This window comes from Actinomadura kijaniata, assembly GCF_014138665.1.
Classification (GTDB): Bacteria; Actinomycetota; Actinomycetes; order Streptosporangiales; family Streptosporangiaceae; genus Spirillospora; species Spirillospora kijaniata.
On the sequence record NZ_JACJIA010000024.1, the window covers coordinates 1 to 16,473 of the forward strand.

General features: G+C 69.8%; 9 protein-coding genes and 1 pseudogene. 5 read left to right on the top strand and 5 right to left on the bottom strand.

The features are described 5' to 3' along the window. Positions 1–207 precede the first annotated feature (207 nt). Positions 208–786, bottom strand: coding sequence for a TetR/AcrR family transcriptional regulator (locus HNR61_RS44890; RefSeq protein ID WP_182849268.1), 579 nt, complete (start codon positions 784–786; stop codon positions 208–210). Positions 787–814: 28 nt separating this feature from the next. Beyond that, entirely contained in the window at positions 815–2,281 is a 1,467-nt protein-coding gene (locus tag HNR61_RS44895; RefSeq protein WP_312898407.1) for an aldehyde dehydrogenase family protein, read from the bottom strand. Positions 2,282–2,770: 489 nt separating this feature from the next. Between HNR61_RS44895 and HNR61_RS44900 the strand changes: the two genes are divergently transcribed. Beyond that, on the top strand, positions 2,771–3,142 hold the full coding sequence (locus HNR61_RS44900) for a hypothetical protein (RefSeq protein WP_182849269.1): 372 nt from the start codon (positions 2,771–2,773) through the stop codon (positions 3,140–3,142). Positions 3,143–3,153: 11 nt separating this feature from the next. Continuing rightward, positions 3,154–3,477, top strand: coding sequence for a hypothetical protein (locus HNR61_RS50655; RefSeq protein WP_376770313.1), 324 nt, complete (start codon positions 3,154–3,156; stop codon positions 3,475–3,477). Positions 3,478–3,648: 171 nt separating this feature from the next. On the opposite strand, the pseudogene HNR61_RS50750 reads toward HNR61_RS50655, so the two are convergent. After that, a pseudogene (locus tag HNR61_RS50750) lies at positions 3,649–4,382 on the bottom strand (transposase); the annotation flags it as partial. A 1,188-nt stretch (positions 4,383–5,570) separates the two neighbouring features. Between HNR61_RS50750 and HNR61_RS44920 the strand changes: the two are divergent. Then, positions 5,571–7,085 (top strand): NF041680 family putative transposase, encoded by a 1,515-nt coding sequence (locus tag HNR61_RS44920; protein ID WP_312898408.1) that lies wholly within the window; start codon positions 5,571–5,573, stop codon positions 7,083–7,085. A 444-nt stretch (positions 7,086–7,529) separates the two neighbouring features. Then, a complete protein-coding gene (locus HNR61_RS44925) occupies positions 7,530–10,982 on the top strand; it encodes an NB-ARC domain-containing protein (protein ID WP_182849271.1) in 3,453 nt (1,150 codons plus the stop codon). Positions 10,983–12,018: 1,036 nt separating this feature from the next. On the opposite strand, the gene HNR61_RS44930 is transcribed toward HNR61_RS44925, so the two are convergent. Beyond that, positions 12,019–13,599 carry a PucR family transcriptional regulator gene (locus tag HNR61_RS44930; RefSeq protein ID WP_182849272.1) on the bottom strand — a complete coding sequence of 527 codons (1,581 nt, stop codon included), beginning with the start codon at positions 13,597–13,599 and terminating at the stop codon, positions 12,019–12,021. 1 nt (position 13,600) lies between these two features. Next, the gene (locus tag HNR61_RS44935) at positions 13,601–14,725 is read right to left on the bottom strand and encodes an S-methyl thiohydantoin desulfurase family protein (RefSeq protein WP_182849273.1); all 1,125 of its coding nucleotides are present in this window, start codon (positions 14,723–14,725) and stop codon (positions 13,601–13,603) included. Positions 14,726–15,021: 296 nt separating this feature from the next. On the opposite strand from HNR61_RS44935, the gene HNR61_RS44940 reads away from it, so the two are divergent. After that, entirely contained in the window at positions 15,022–16,455 is a 1,434-nt protein-coding gene (locus HNR61_RS44940; RefSeq protein WP_182849274.1) for a purine-cytosine permease family protein, read from the top strand. The last annotated feature ends 18 nt before the right edge of the window (positions 16,456–16,473 follow it).

Genomic DNA, 16,473 nt, shown 5'->3' on the forward strand with positions numbered 1-16,473 from the left:
GCCCGCGAGATCTACCAGCTCATCACCAACCCCAGCCCCCCAAACCGCGCACTACCCTCCACGGCTTGACATCCATAGGGGCATCAAACTCGCCGTCCGCTACCAGGCTGTCCTGCACATCGCCTGCATCAACGACTGGCTACTGACCTGCCTTTGAAACACGCCCTAGCCGTACCTGGGCGGTGAACGGGCTGGCGAAGGGCGGGCTCACCTGTTCTGCGGGAGGGCGATGAGTCTGCGGACGGCTTCGACGATGCCTGCGCGGATCTCGTCATCGCGGCAGGGCCAGGTGGTTGGACTGGGGGGCATGGTGGCGCCGACCGGGCTGTCGGCGGTGGCCAAGGCGACGATGAGCGCCAGCAACACGGCCGGAGGGAAGGCGTCGCTGACGCGTCCGTCACGTTGTGCGGTTTCGATGGCGGCCAGCTTGGCCGCGTAGGCGGACGTCGCGGTGGCGGGCTCCGGCCGGTCGGCGCATTCCAACCGGTGCCAGGCGGTCAGCCGGATGACCTCAGGATGCTTGCGGCAGTGGTCATGCACCTGCCCGGCGTAGGCGGGCAGGTCGTCGGCGGTGAACGGGACGGCTTCGAGGCCCTGGGTGACCTGGGCCTCGAAGACGGCGTCGAAGAGCGCTTCCTTGCTGCCGAAATAGACGTAGATGAGGTTCTTGTTCGCCGAGGCCGCCTGGGCGATGCGGTCCACGCGGGCTCCGGCTAGACCATGGGCGGCGAACTCGGCGGTGGCCGCCTGCAGGATGCGGGCCTGGGTGACTTTGGCGCGGGACATGACTCCAAGTGTGACAGTGACTAACCAGTTAGGTTCCGACGGGCCAGGAGATGTACTTGTGCTCCAGGAACTCCTCGATGCCGTAGGCGCCGCCTTCCCGGCCGATCCCGCTGTGCTTGTAGCCGCCGAAGGGCGCGTCCGGGTTGACCCCCCAGGAGGCATTGATATTGACCATCCCGGTGCGCAGCCGGTGCGCGACCGCGTGGGCGCGAGCGAAGTCGCGGGTGAAAACGCCGGCGTTGAGCCCGTAGTCAGTGTCGTTGGCGATGCGGACGGCCTCGTCCTCGTCGGCGAAGGGGATGACCGTGTTAACCGGGCCGAAGAACTCCCGCTGGGCGATGGTCATGGCGTTGTCGACGCCCGTGAACAGGGTCGGTTCCAGGTAGAAGCCCTGCGCCAAGCCTCGCGGGCGGCTGCCACCATAGGCGAGGGTGGCGCCTTCGGTTTGGCCCTGCCGGATCATCGCCTCGACGCGATCGCGTTCTTTGGCACTGATGAGTGGTCCCATGGCGGTTTCCGGGTCGGCGGGGTCACCGATGGTGACGGCCTTCAGCAGCGGGATCACCTTGGCGACTAGTTCGTCATGGACGCGTTCGTCCACCAGGGTTCGGGTGAGCAGCAGGCAGCCCTGGCCGGCGTTTGTGACGGTGTTGCCCGCCACCTCCAGCGCGGCCCGGTCCAGGTCGGCGTCGGCGAAGACGATGTTGGCCGACTTGCCGCCCAGTTCCAGTACGACCTTCTTGAACGTGGCCGCCGCCTGCGTAGCGATCTGGCGGCCGACCGTGTTCGAGCCGGTGAAGCTGACGATGTCGACGCCGGGGTTGGTGGTCAACTCGACGCCGGCTTCGAGGTCGCCTGTGATGATGTTGACCACGCCGGGTGGGAAGTCGGCCTCCTGGAGGAATTCGGCGAGCAACAGGACCTGTAGTGGCGTGTAGGGCGACGGTTTGACCACGGCGGTGCATCCAGCGGCCAGCGCCGAGGCGAGTTTGTGCACGGTTAGTGGCACGGCTGCGTTGAATGGCGTGAGCAGTGCGGCCACCCCAGCCGGTTCTCTGGCGACCACGCCCTGGGTGGTCTGTGGCTGCCCGGTGATGGAGTACGCGGCGTGCGGATTGAGCGGTGTCGTGAAGGCCATCGCGGGAAGCAGCCGGTCGGCTACGTCGTACAGGAAATCGATGGCGGGTTGCACGTGGACCTGATCGGCCAGCGGCCGGGGAAAGCCGCTCTCCCGCACCACCAGATCGACCAGTTCGTCGCGGCGGCGGTCCATGACTTCGCCCAGGCGGCGCAACGCCTCGCCCCGCACGCGGGGACGGGCGCGTGGCCACGGGCCTTCGTCGAAGGCGTGCCGCGCCGCGGTGACGGCGCTGGCCGCTTCGCTCCTGGACGCCTCCGGAGCGAAGGTGAAGGACTTGCCGGTTGCCGGATTCTCGACGGGTAGCAGCTTCTGGGCGGGTACCCACCGGTTGGCGATGAAGAGATGATCGGCCACGACGGCTCCCGTAACTAACTGGTTGTTTAAGTTCAGGGCACGCTATTTCTAACCATCCAGTTAGTCAAATCGGATGCGCTTCACACCCTCTCTCTGGGGTTGAGGGCGACGATGAGGTCCCGGCCACCGCTGCGCAGCTTGAGTCGTGCAAGCCGCGCGCTGGACGCCCGCGCTCCCGGAACCGAACCGCCGATTGCTGAGAGCTGTCCGACGGCGCCACGGCCCTGGAGGGAGCGGAGCGCCGCAACTTCGCCGGACCGTCATCCGGTCCGATCCTCACAAACCCACTCGTGAGGCATCCCACCGGTGCGTCCTCGTCCCGGTCCCCTGGACGGCAGTCACCAGCTCTGCAGTCCAGCCAGCATCAAGCGCATCACCGGTCATATAGGCCTGGCCCGGGTGGCGAACGCTTCCCTCACCCACTCTCGCTACTGTTTGTAGCCAAACCACTTCGATCGGTGGAGAAGTCTGCCACGGAACGGACCCCCGATGCGCCTGCACCCCAACACCCTGACCGGCGCCGCCTTGACCAGCACCGCGCTGCTGGCACTGGCCCTTGCCTCCGCAAGCGCCGCCCACGCCGCCTCGACCTCGTCCCCGGCTTCTGCCCCGGTCTCCTCGCCGGGTACCAGCGCCACCGGGGCGGCGGTCCCGATGGCGCGGTATCCGCAGGTGCCGTGCGTGCAGTACCTGACACCCAACACCGCCTACACCGCCATCCACCGCACCTACCGCACCGACGCCATCGGCCGCCCCCGACGCGCCAGCCTCACCACCCTGCCCCAACGCACCTCACCCGCTCACCGTGCAAGACCACCGTGGGCGCCTGACGACCGCCCGGCTACCAGGGCGGCCACCTGATCACCGCCACCCTGCGCGGGGCATCCGAGCACTACAACCCGGTCCCCATGCAGGGCAACCAGATCAACCAGGGACTGATGAAAGCCATCGAGAACGGCGCCAAACGCTGCCTGACCCGCGCCGCGGCCACCGGCTACACCATCACCCTGACCTACCCCACCGGCACCTCCATGGGTCCCGACCCGCATCCAGGTCGACACGCCCCCCCACCCGCAACCCCGCCGTACCCTTCACCGCCTCCTTCCACAACACCACCTACCAGCCCGCCGGCTACACCCGCCTACACAACGAAATCCGCGCCAAACTCACCCGCAGCGGCTGCTGACCGCCTCTGATCCACAGAGCCGCGCCACCCCACCCCAGGCCACCACCGGTGGAAGCCCGAACGGGTCTGCAGCGGCCTGGCCGTCGACTTGGGCCTGCTCTCTCATCGTCCTGCCGTCTCGCCGTCTGGACGTTCTGCTGGCTCGACCGGCCTGGCGTGCAGTTGGCTCGGCTCAGAACCGGGTGTGGCGGTCGGTGCGGGCCAGCCGGCGAACCTGCTCGGCGTCTACCCCGCGTGCCTGACGCAGGTCGGCGAAGGCGTTCAGGAGTGCGTCGCGGACGCGGTCGGCGGTGCGCCCGTCGGGCAGATGCAGCAACTTGACGTAGCGGGTGGCGCGCTGGTCGGGGCACAAGGTGCCAGCTTTTCGCTCCAGGCCGCCGTGGTGTGGCAGGTAGATCGCCTGGTAGATGATCTTGTGTGCCAGGTGCCGGTCCGGCTCGTCGGGGAAGGCGGTGCGCAGGGCCTGGCTGATCTGCTCGGGGCTCCAACTCTGGTCCAGGTGGTCCTGGATGAACTCCTTCAGCTCCGGGTCGCGCCGGATCTTGCCCTGCATGGAGCGCGCCCGCCGCACGTCCGCTCGCCGCTGGCGTGGAAGGGACGGTACTTGCCGGTGCGCGGATCGCGGTTGCGGCGCACCTCGCGGTTGATGGTGGAAGGCGCGCGGTCGAGCTCTTTGGCGATTGTGCGCAGCGAACGGCCCGCCTGGAGTATCTCGGCGACGATGATCCGCTCCTTCTCCTCCGACAGGAACCGCTCGGAGGTGACGTCGTCGGTGCGTTGCTCGGTGAGGGACGGGTAGAGGCATTCGCGTCCGGTCCGGTCGACAACCTAGCGTCCGTACCTCCAGCGGTTGCCGGTCTTGCGGTTGATCCCGACCACCCGGCATGCGGCCGAGTTACTCATCCCCTGCGCCATGAGGCGAAGGTATTGGTCGCGTTTGCCCGCCTGCGGTGCAGGCCCACGCTTCTTAGGTGCGCGACGCGCCTTGGTCATGGCAACACCCCACGGGGTCAGGTGTTGCGATCACCTTTTAGAACCCAACCTGATCCGGAGCCAGTTCCCGTTCTCCGAATCAGTGGTTTTGTCGTCATGTGAAAACAGAAGGTGTGGTGGAACCTCCCGACGGCTTCGCCCCGCAGGCCCGTCTCACCAGCGGCGATAGCGGTGCGTGACGGGCGTGGCGGCGGGTGGTTCTTGTCCGGCGCTGGCGTGTGTGGGGGTGGGCAGGACCATCACGACCGCTCGTCTCAGGGACGTGACCGCTGGTCGCAGGCGGCGCGTGATTGCCGATCGGCCGGGGTGGGCCGGGTTAGGTTCTGGGGCGCTGACCGGTCGAGCCCGGTGCCACGCGGGCCTGGTGGGGGATCAGGGCCGAGGTCTGGCACCCGAGGTCTGGCCGGTTGGTCGCCTCCGTGGGCGCGTCCTTTGTTCAGCGCCCCTCGCCTCGGCGCCAGGTGTCCCAGCACCGATGAGGACGCGCCCACGGAGAGCGCCACCCGGTGATGCTCAGCGACCCCAGGCGTTCAGCACCACCGGGTGTGCGGCGAGATCATGCGGCAACCACCGCACGCGCCACCCGGCCGGCGTCCTGGTCGGCGTCCTGGTCGGCGTCCTGGTCGGCGTCCTGGTCGGCGTCCTGGTCGGCGTCCTGGTCGGCGTCCTGGTCGGCGTCCTGGTCGGCGTCCTGGTCGGCGGGCGTGCCGCGTGGAACATAGGGCGTACGGGGGTAGGAGCAGGGCGTGGGCGGTGTCCCGCCGGACCCGGTGTCAAACCGTGATCATCCCGCCGGGTGCTGCGGGCCCGCCCCTCCAGCCCAGGGACCGGAGAAACCATCCCCCCTTCGCGCAGAGGACGCTGTGATCTGACTCCGCATGCCGACCTCGCCGCACTCGGCATGACAGCAGCCCACCCTGACCGGCGACCGGCGCATACTGCGCGCCGCGCCTCCCTCAGCTTGTTATTTAACGTCTGACCTGCATCTATGCCGCATAAGTGATGCATCGGTTGGCAGCGGGCTCTAGCGGTCGGGGCATCTCGTCGCCAGGCGGCCGTCGTCTCATCCTCGGGTCTGTGTGAAGGACTTCGAGAACGGAGACGACGGCCGTGGACCCCACTGTGACACCCGTTCGCCCAGGCGTCACCACCTGCGAGAACACCCGCACCCCGGCGAACACGGACCTGGCGCGGCTGTCGGACTTTCGCACTGAGCTGTATGCGTGCCTGCCCCGGTACGGCGATGTGCTGTTCGAGGTGTGCGAGGCGGTGCTGTGCACCGACGGCCCGGTGAAGACGCTGGTGGACCTGACGCTGGCGCCCGAGCACCGCCGCGGCCACGGCGCGCTGTATGCGGGCCTGAACCAGGGGTGCGTCGATGTCGCCCGGCTGCGCAGGTCGCTGGCGGCGTTGCCGTTGCCGCGGGCTGCCGACGGTCGCCTGGTGCTGGCCGTCGATGCCTGGCCCTGGCTGCGTCCCGATGCCGCCACCTGCCCGGACCGGTCGTTCTGCCACACCTTCGGCCGCGGTGAGGGACGGCATCAGATGGTGCCGGGCTGGCCGTACTCGTTCGTGGCGGCGCTGGAGACCGGCCCGACGTCCTGGACGGCGTTGCTGGATGCGGTCCGGCTGGAGCCGGGCGCTGATGTCATCGCCGTCACCGCCGCCCAGCTCCGCGCCGTGGTGCAACGGCTGATCGTGGCCGGGCAGCAGCGATCAGATGATCCCGCCGTCCTGGTGGTAGCCGATGCCGGCTATGACCTGCCGCGGCTGGCGTTCTTGCTGGCTGACCTGCCGGTGGAGGTGCTGGGGCGGATGCGCGGCGATCGGGTGCTGCGTCGCCCGGCCCCCTCGCGGGAGGAGTTCGACCGGACTCACCCCTACGGCGGCCGCTATCCCAAACACGGGGGTGAATTCGTGTTCGGCGACCCGGCCACCTGGGGCGCCCCGCACGCCCGCACTGTCACTCCCGGGACCCGCTACGGCACCGCCGTCGCCACTGCCTGGGACCGGCTGCACCCCCGCCTGACTCGCCGCGCCGCCTGGGAACACTTCAGCGACGAACTTCCCCTCATTGAGGGCACGGTGATCCGGTTGCAGGTCGAGCGCCTGCCCACCGGCGGCGAGCCCAAGCCGGTCTGGTTGTGGTGGTCGGGCACCGGCGCCACCAGCGATGACGTCGACCGGCTCTGGAGTGCGTTCCTGCGCCGCTTCGACCTGGAGCACACCTTCCGGCTGCTGAAGCAGACGCTGGGCTGGACCGCTCCGCGCTTGCGTTCCTCGACGGCTGCCGATCGTTGGACCTGGCTGATCTTGGCCGTTCACGCCCAACTGCGGCTGGCGCGCGGGCTCGCTCGCGACCTGCGGCGGCCCTGGGAACGGCCGCTCCCGCTCGACCGGCTCACTCCCGGCCGCGTTCGCCGGGGATTTCGGAACCTGCGCGCGAAACTGGCCCGTCCCGCCCGTGTTCCCAAACCCTGCCGTCCCGGTCCCGGACGGCCTCGGGGCGTGACCAACCGCCAGCGCGCCGGGCAGTACGAGGTCGGCCGGGTCCTGGCCACCGGCCAAGCCCACGCACGTCCGGCCCACCACAAGAAGGGAACCAAACCCCGACGCCAAGTCTGAACCGGTTACCTACAGCGACCATGGATCTATGGACACGCAGGTCAGACGTTAAATAACAAGCTCAGAGCCTGTTTCCGAACTCATCTGCCCAGGTGAGCGGCAGTCCGGCCGAGGGCGGTCAGCGCAGCCCGTTCGTCGCGGCGTTGCGGTAACGGCCGTCCGAACGGCTCTCAGGGACGCCAGACGAACCAGACCGTGGATCATCACGGATAGCCATTTCAGGAACCAGACATACCGGGACACGTGAAACGCCTACCCGTTGGGCATCGCCGACGATCTCCGATGTTCGGAAACAGGCTCTCAGAACCCTCATTCTGTCGGATACAGCAACGGCTCGCTGTGATCCACACAGTCGGGTCATGAACTTGCGTGTGAGCGATGTTGAGTGACCGGGTTCGGCATCGACCGCCCAGAGCCAGGTGATTGCGGGCAGGATGCGGTGGCATGGTCAGACAGGGCGTGCGGCGCCGGTGGGCGGCGGTGGTGATCGGTGCGGCGGCGATCATCGCGGGGTTGGTGTGGGCTCTGCTGGCCGGTGGTGACCGGGACGCGCGGGTGGAGCGGGCGGGCTGGATCGCTGGGATCGAGGCCGCGCTGGCGCTGGTGGTGTTTCTGGTGCGGTGGGCGTGGCTGTGGCAGGTCGACCGGCCGATCCGGGAGTTGGCCGGGCCGGAGGGATTCTTGGGGGCGGCGCCGCCGCGCAACCCGCGCTATGTGGACCGGCCCGACCTGGTGCGGGAGGCGGTGGCGGCGTTGCGTGGTGGGGCGCGGGCGGTGGCGCTGGTGGGGCTGGGCGGGACGGGTAAGTCGACGCTGGCGGCGGCGGTGTGCCGGGATCGGCGGTTGCGTCGCGGTCGGTGGCTGCCTGGCCGACGGTTTGGGTCGGTGACGTGGTTGAAGGCCGGGCCCGGCACCGATCCGGTGGCGTTGCTGACCGAGCTGGCCCGACGGTTGGGCCTTGATGCGCCTTCCTACGCCACGGTGGAGCAGGCGCGCGATGCGGTCGCGGCCATACTGGCCGGACGGCGGCTGTTGATCGTGCTGGACAACGTGTGGACCCGGGGCCCACTGGATGCGGTGCTGGAGCTGGCGCCGGGGTGTCCGGTACTGTTCACCACCCGGATCAGCGACCTGGTCACCACCGTGGGCGCGGCCGGGGTTGAGGTGGACCAGCTCACCCAGCGCCAGGCGCTGCAGATCGTGGGCCGCTGGACCGACACCGATCCTGTGGCGCTGCCGCCGTCGGCCTATCGGCTGTGCACCCGGCTGCAGAACCTGGCGCTGGGCGTGGCGATGGCCGGTGCGATGGCTGCGCGTGGCCACAGCTTCGATCACATTCTGACCCTGATCGACCAGGACCTGCGGCGCGTCAAAGGCGAGTCCACACCGGCCTATGAACACGCCACGCTGCGGGCGGCCATCGATGTGGGCATCGATGACCTCCCCACCGGGGATGACCGCGATCGGTACCTGCAGCTGGCAGTGTTCACTGGTCGTGGTCCCTTCCCCGCTGCCGCCGCGGCGGCGCTGTGGTATCCCCTCACCGAGGATCGGACGCGCGAGCTGCTGGTGGAGCTGGTCGGCCGGTCACTGCTCACCGTCGCCGACGCCGGCTGGTATGTGGCTCACGATCTGCACTACGACACCATCACCCAGCGTCTGGGAGATGATCGGGTCCGCGCTGCGCACACTGCGCTGCTGGAGGGGTACCGGGCCCGTCTGTCCCAGCAGTGGGCCGAGGGCGGCTGGATCCGGATCGCCGCCGAGGACCGGTATCTGCTGGGCAGTTTGGCCTGGCATCTGGTCCAGGCGGGGCGGGAGGTCGACTTGGTGCAGGTGCTCAGCCAGCCGGTCTGGATGCATCGGCGCCTCACCACCGCCAGCCTCCCCGACCTGCTCAGCGACTACGCCCACACCACCCACCCCCTCACGCAGGCGATCCGCCGCGCTTTGGGCCAATCGGCCCAGGCTCTGACCCGTGATGACACCGGTTTCACCGGTCAGCTGGCTGGTCTGCTGGTCAGTCAGCTGACCGGGCGGCTGCTGGATCATCCTCAGCCCGAGATCGCCGCCTGGGCCGCCGCCCTCACTCCCCATGACCACAGCCCTTGGCTCAAACCTCTCACCCCTGGTGCTCTGGCCTCCGCCACCAGCCCCCTGCAACTCACCATCGGTCTCACCGGCTCGGTGGAGGCGGTGGCGTTCAGCCCCGATGGCAGCCGCGTCCTGGTCGGCGGCCGCGACGGCAGGGTGGGTATCTGGGAGGCGGCCACCGGCCGCGAGATCCTCGCCTTCACCGCCGGTGTCAATCCGGTATGGAGGGTGGTGTTCAGCCCTGACGGCAGCCGCGTCCTGGTCGGCGGCCGCGACGGTACGGCACGGGTGTGGGAGGTGGCCACCGGCCGCGAGATCCTCGCCTTCACCGTCCACACCGACATGCTATGGACGGTGGCGCTCAGTCCGGATGGCACCCGCGTCATGGCCGGCGACATCGGCGGCAGTGTGCGAATCTGGGAGGTGCCCACCGGTCGTGAAGTGCTGGCCTTCCCCGCCCACAGTGACGCAGTAAGGGCGGCGGTGTTCAGTCCCGACGGCACCCGCGCTCTCACCGGCGGCCGCGACGGTACGGCACGGGTGTGGGAGGCGGCCACCGGCCACGAAATCCTCGCCTTCACCGGCCACACTGCAGGGGTAAGCGCCGCAGTGTTCAGTCCCGACGGCACCCGGGCCCTGACCGGTGACCACGACGGTACGGTGCGGATCTGGGAGGCGGCCACCGGCCACGAAATCCTCGCCTTCACCGGCCACACTGCAGGGGTAAGCGCCGCAGTGTTCAGTCCCGACGGCACCCGCGCTCTCACCGGCGGCCGCGACGGTACGGCACGGGTGTGGGAGGTGGCCACCGGCCGCGAACTGCACGTCTTCACCGGTCACACCAGCATGGTGTGGGCGGTGGCGTTCAGCCCTGACGGCAGCCTCGCCCTCACCGGCGGTTACGACCGCACGGCCCGCATCTGGGACAGTGCCGAGCCCACCTGGCACCGCACCGCCAGACACCTGCAAAAGTCGGCAGCGCTGGCGTTGAGCCCTGATGGCAGCTACGTCCTGGCCGGCGACCGTGGCGGTACGGCGCGGATCTGGGAGGTGGCCACCGGCGGTGAAGTGCTGGCCTTCACCGGCCACACTGACGCGATAGAAGCGGTGACGCTCAGTCCCGACGGCACCCGGGCCCTGACCGGCGACCGGGGCGGTACGGCGCGGATCTGGGAGGTGGCCACCGGCCGGGAACTGCACGTTTTCACCACCCACACGGTGGAGGCGGTGGCGTTCAGCCCCGACGGTAGGTACATCCTGACCGGCGGCGACGGCACGGTGCGGATGTGGGAGGTGGCCACCGGCCGAGAACTGCGCGCTTTCACCACCCGCATCCACACGGGATATGCAGTGGCGTTCAGCCCCGACGGTACCTGCGTCCTGACCGGTGGCGGCGACAGCACGGCACGCCTCTGGCAGGTGGCCACCGGCCGCCAACTGCTGGCGTTCACCGGCCACACCGCAGCGGTGCGCACACTGGCGTTCAGCCCCGACGGTAGATGCATCCTGACCGGCGGCGACGGCACGGTGCGGATGTGGGAGGTGGCCACCGGCCGCGAGATTGTCGTCTTCAACAGCCACGTCTCCCTGGAAAAGGCGGCGACCTTCAGCCCCGACGGTACCCGCGTTCTGGTCGGCGGCCACGACGGCACAGTGCGGTTGTGGGAGGTGGCCACCGGCCGAGAACTGGCCAGATGGCATGGCGACCGTCCCCTTGATGGCGCCTGGTTCATGCCTGGTCACTCTGATGAAGTCGTGATCGCCGATGGTGCGGTATACCGGCTGACGCTCATGGGGGCATGAACCACCCGCACCGGACAACCAATGCGGTGGACCGATCCTTGCAGGCCAAGAGGTTCATCATCGACAGCGACGGGTGGATGGTGTGGGCTACTACAGGCCCTTGCTCGACAGGAGAGCTTGGTGGCGGGCCCGGCGCGGGTGCCCGGCCACGGTGGAGCGACTGCCCCCGAGCCGATCGCCGATCTGCTGATGAGTCAGGTCCGGGTCCGCCTGGGCCAGCGCGAACACACGGTCGCGGGTGAGGGGGAAGCGGTGTGCGCGGGCGCCTGGACCTCACCGGCCTTGGCCAGGTAATAGTCCACCACCGACGGCCAGCCCCCCAGGCCGGCGGCGATCTGGCGGACCGACTGGCCGCTGCGCTGGCGGGCGACCACCTGACTGGTGTCTACCCCTTAGGACCCGGGCGTGGTCGAGCTTGACGTCGGAGCCCGCAGCACCTTGTGCATGGTCGAGTCGTACACGCGGTGCCGCTCGGCGATCTATGCCACCGACTCCCTCGACGCGTGGGCCGCGACGATCGCTTTCCAGTCGGTGTCGGCCCATGCCGCAGCAGCGGCAGGGCCGGTCGCCGGGCACATCGTCCGGCCGGCCTGGCAGGTCGAAGTCGGTGTCGCGTTCGCGGCACCGCGGGCAGCCGTCGAAGCCATACGGGTACGGCAGCGGGGAGGGCGCCAGAAGGAGGTCGGGAAGACCTGCCTGGGGTTTGTCCTCATATCCCCTGGGGTCCACGGTGATCGGCGTCGCACTTCCCCGTGATCCGGCAAGCCATACCCGCACCGGTTGCGTCATCGGCCCATCACCCTCATCCGGCCAGTGCGCTCGCCATCCACCGCCGGGCAATGCGGTCACCACCCATTCGGCCCTCTCCAGCTTGGAGAAGTCTTTCCAGTCGGTTCACCCGTTTCAAGGTGGCGATCGCTCGTTCGCAACCGGCTCGTGGCCTGCGGACTCAGGTGGGAATCAGCTCAGGGTTTTTGTGGCTAAGGGTTCAAGTGCCGCTGCCGTTGCAGGCGCGACGGTCCCGCGAGCGCGTTGCTCAGAGGTCGATGGGGTCGGGGGTGGAGCGGAGGACCCGGCAGGCGAGCTGGATCGCCAGGCGGGTCTCCGCGTGGGTCAGAGGCAGGCCGAGCAGCCGTTCGGCACGCCGGATCCGCTGCGCGACGGTGTTGCGGTGCAGGCCGAGTGCCCGCGCCGTCGTGCCCGCCGAGCAGGCGTGGTCGATGTAGCTCTCGACGGTCGCCAGCACTTCCTTCTCGCCGGGGGCCAGCAGCGGCGCCAGGAGCTGCCGGGCGTAGTCGGCGAACGCGCGCGAGCCGTACCAGCCGAGCAGAATCCGTGCCGCGCCGAGTTCCTCCACGCGGCGCACCGCGCCGGGGCCGCCCTCGGTGGACGCGGCGACCGCGGCCTGCCGTGCCTCGGCGAGGGTACTGGCGATCCCTCCGGCGTCCCGCGCCGGGCTTCCGATGCCCGCGGCGAGCTTGAGCCGATAGGGGCGGCGTCCGAGCTCGGCCAGCCCGACCTCCAGGGCCTTCCTGACCGCGGCGGTCTGCGCGGGCAGTGGCGCCTTCGGCGTGGTCAGCCACGCGGACCAGCCGTCGGCGCGCTGGACGAACGGGCCGATGTCGAGCCCGGCGCGTCCGATGGCGTCGACCAGCATCTCCGAGTGCACGGACGCGGAGTCGGCGGCACCGGCGACCGTGATGTGCACCCCGCTGTGCCAGCCGTCGAGGCGCCACCCGATCATCATGGCCTGATCGGCGATGTGCGCGGGCAGCGCATCGCCGTGGTCCAGGATCTCGGTGAGCAGGGTGCCGCGCAGCCGGGCGTCCCGTTCGGATCTGAGCCGTTCGCGCACCAGCCAGGCAGACAGCTCGCCGTGCGCCAGCGCCAGCGCCCGTTCGGCCGTCTCGCGCCAGCGCGGCCCGCCGCGCTGCTCCTCCACCGAGCGCTCCGCCGCGACCCAGAGCGAGGTCGTCCCGGCAGGTCCGAGCACGGGCAGCACGGCCGCCACGGCACGCTCGCCGACCAGAGTGGTGATGCCCCGCACACCGATGATCTCCTCGACCGACGTGATGGGCGGCGTTCCGGCCACGAGCGTGCCCTGCGCGTTGCAGGCGCTGACCGAGGCGTCCAGCACCGTGCCGAGCGCGGCGAGCATGCGGTCGGGCGACCGGCGCGCGGACCGCAGCAGCCGGTTGAGTTCAAGCAGCGTCTCGCTCTGCACGAGCCGCGGGCCGAGCACCGCCGTCCGCAAGGCGGTGGCCAGTTCCAGCGGTGTCCGGTTGTGCGCCTGGACCAGCGGGAGGTTCAGGCGGTCGGCGAGCCGGCGGGTCGCGGCGGGACTGGCGGGACCCCCGCAGACGATCAAAGCTCGGGCTCGCGCGGCGTGGGCGCGGCGCAGCAGCACGTCGACGAGGTGGCCGCAGCGCATGTGCGTCCGGCCACCATCGGTGCTGAACACCACGCCGGACTCCGCGGGGATCGCTGCGCTGAGGACGTCGTCGGGCTGGACGAGGACGATCTCGGCGACTGGGGCGGAGAGGCCGCGCGTCCCGCCCGCCAGGGTCGCGCCGCGCAACTCGCGCAGATCGAGCAGGTCCTGTACCAGCGTCCGCACGCTACTCCCCCACCCCCCGCCCGCCCGCAGGGGCGTCCGCGCCGCCACCCGTGTGGTCGACCGTGTGGTCGGCCGCGCCGGTGTCCGGACCGAAGTCCGCAAGGCCGTAGGTCTCCAAGCCGACCCTGTCCCGCAGCTCCGGATCGTCCCATCGGGACGGCGCCGGCAGCCGGATCACCTCGATCATCTCGTTCACCGCGAGCTCCTCCACGCTGATGGGCCTCCATGTACGGTCGTCCAGCCCGCAGATGATGTCGGGGACCCGGGCGACGTCGACGCCGTCGTCGAGAGCGAGAACGTACTCGTCGGCGAACTCGATCCGCAGCGTACGCGCAGGATCCACCAGATGCTGGACGGACGCCACGCCACCGGTGCGCTCGGACGACCGGTCGCGCCGGACCTCCAGGACGCGCCCCCGGAACAGCGACACCGCACGTGCCGACCTGAGGAAGGCCTCGCGTCCGCCGGGTTCGGACCCGGCGCGGCGCAGCAGCCCGCCAAGTGTCAGCGCCCGGCTCACCGACCCGTTGATCGAGCACCGCGCGTACCGGGCGGCGGTGTCGTGGTGCATGGCCAGGCCCGCCCAGGCGCCGAGGGCCGGCAGGCTTGCGCGGACGACGCGTTCGAGGGCCGCACCGTCGAGGCATTCCAGGATGGCGGTGTTGCCGGTGGGGTCGGACACGGCCGCGACGACGGGCGACCTGCCTTGCAGCACCGTCTGGTCGAGCCGCGGGAACGCCCGGCCCATGGCGTCGCCATCGACGAGCGGCAGGCCCAACCAGGCCGCGGCGGCCACGCCGAGCAGCCCGTTGACGCCGCCGATCTCCAGCGGCTGGACCGCCACGAGCGGGGACCCGACATGTCGCTCCAGCGACCGGGCGGCGCGCACGAACTCCTCCGCGCCGGGCAGCCGCTCGACCATGACGGTGGACGAGCCGACCGCGCCGACGCAGGCCACCGAGGAGTCCCTGGGCAGGTCGGCCGCGGCGACGACGGGCAGCGGGCCGAGGTGGGTCAGGACGCGGCGCACCATGCGTTCGGCCGCGTCGGTGCGTCCGCCGCCGCCCGAGCCGAACAGTTGCGCGCCCATCGCCAGATCGGCCACATCACCGGCGGTCAGCTCCATCCTCCTCACGGTACGCGGCGGCCGACGACCGCGTCCACGACGAATGCATGAGTTTGACCTGGTCAGACCGCGAATGCCGGGAGCAGGCGGAAATCGGGCGCCGCACGCTTCGTCGGCGCGACCTTAGGAGGGCATGTGCCGATTGCACATTGATCACCTTCAGGCGCAGCATTCGGCTCATTGGTCCGCAGTGTGACGCGGCTTACGCTTGCCGTCATCAGAACGAAGAAACCGCAGGTCAAAGCCCTGCGGATGGCCGAGCACAGGCTGGCCTCGTCCGATGCGGAGGGCGATCCATGACACCACACGCACAACCGGAGACTGCTGGAGCTCCGGTCGACCACGACGACTACTCGCTCCTGCGCGTCCCCGAGTCCGAGCGCTACTCCTGGTGGTCGGTGGCCACCCAGCGCTTCGGTCAGCTGTCGGCGCTCGCGCAGTTCCTGCTGGGCGCCACGCTGGGGCTCGGTATGAGCTTCTGGGACGCGGTGCTCGCCATCACCCTCGGCTCGGTCCTGCTGGAGATCGTGACGATCTACATCGGGGTCATCGGGGTGCGGGAGGGACTGTCCACCTCCGTGCTCGCGCGCTGGACCGGCTTCGGCTCCAAGGGCTCGGCGCTCATCGGCCTCACCGTGGCGGTCAGCCTGATCGGCTGGTTCGGCGTCCAGAACGCCGTGTTCGCCAAGGGGCTGCACTCGCTGATCGGCGGGCTGCCCGTCGAGGTCTGGTCGCTGATCGGCGGACTGGGCGTCACCGCGGTCGTGGTGTACGGGTTCAAGGGCATGGCGTGGGCCGCCTACGTCACGGTCCCGGCGTTCCTCGTCCTCGCGACCTGGTCGATCGGCCGCGAGCTGTCCCGCCACTCGTTCAACGAGCTGATCTCCTCCCCGCCAGCGGGCGAGCCGATGTCGCTGGCCGCGGGCGCGACGCTCGTCGCGGGCGGCTTCATCGTCGGCGCCGTGATGACGCCCGACATGACCCGCTACAACCGCTCCGTCGGTGACGTGGTCAAGCAGACGCTGGTGGGCGTGACGCTCGGCGAGTACGTCGTCGGGCTGATCGGTGTGCTGCTCGCACACGCCGCCCGTACCTCCGACGTCGTCGCGATCATCACCTCGACCAGCGGGCTGATCGGCACGGTCGTGCTGATCGCCTCCATCGTGAAGATCAACGACTGGAACCTCTACTCCTCCACGCTCGGCCTGGTCAACGTCATCAACGTGCTCACCGGCCTGAAGGTCGCCCGGGCGCGGGTCACACTGGTCATCGGCGCCCTGGGCTCGGTGCTGTCGGCGACCGGCATCCTCACCCACTTCATCGAGTTCCTGACCTTCCTTGGCATCCTGATCCCGCCCATCGCCGGGATCATGATCGCCGAGTACTTCGTCGTCCGTGCCTGGCGGCCGGACCTGGAGGCGTCACGGCGGCGCGGGGACCTACCGGACAAAGCGCCCGACTGGGTGCCCGCCGGCATCCTCGCGTGGGTGTGCGGCACCGCGGTCGGGCACTTCGTCGACGCCGGGATCCCGGCCATCAACGCCCTGGTCGTCGCCTGCGTGGGATACGCCGTTCTCGGCAAGCTCGGGCTGGTCCGTCGCGACCGCCCCCAGATCCCGTCCGCCTCGCCGGCGCCATCGGGCCCATCCGCGCCATCGGCACCGTCCACGCCGTCCACGCCATCGGCGCCGTCCACCGGGGCGAGCACGTTCCCACCGGGAGCCGACTAGCTGATGAAGCACCGCCCA

What these genes read in the sequence shown, in the direction of transcription:
- HNR61_RS44940 (WP_182849274.1), top strand. Translation starts at nt 15,022, where the DNA reads ATGACACCACACGCACAACCGGAGACTGCTGGAGCTCCGGTCGACCAC.
- HNR61_RS44890 (WP_182849268.1), bottom strand. Translation starts at nt 786, where the DNA reads ATGTCCCGCGCCAAAGTCACCCAGGCCCGCATCCTGCAGGCGGCCACC.
- HNR61_RS44900 (WP_182849269.1), top strand. Translation starts at nt 2,771, where the DNA reads ATGCGCCTGCACCCCAACACCCTGACCGGCGCCGCCTTGACCAGCACC.
- HNR61_RS44935 (WP_182849273.1), bottom strand. Translation starts at nt 14,725, where the DNA reads ATGGAGCTGACCGCCGGTGATGTGGCCGATCTGGCGATGGGCGCGCAA.
- HNR61_RS44925 (WP_182849271.1), top strand. Translation starts at nt 7,530, where the DNA reads ATGGTCAGACAGGGCGTGCGGCGCCGGTGGGCGGCGGTGGTGATCGGT.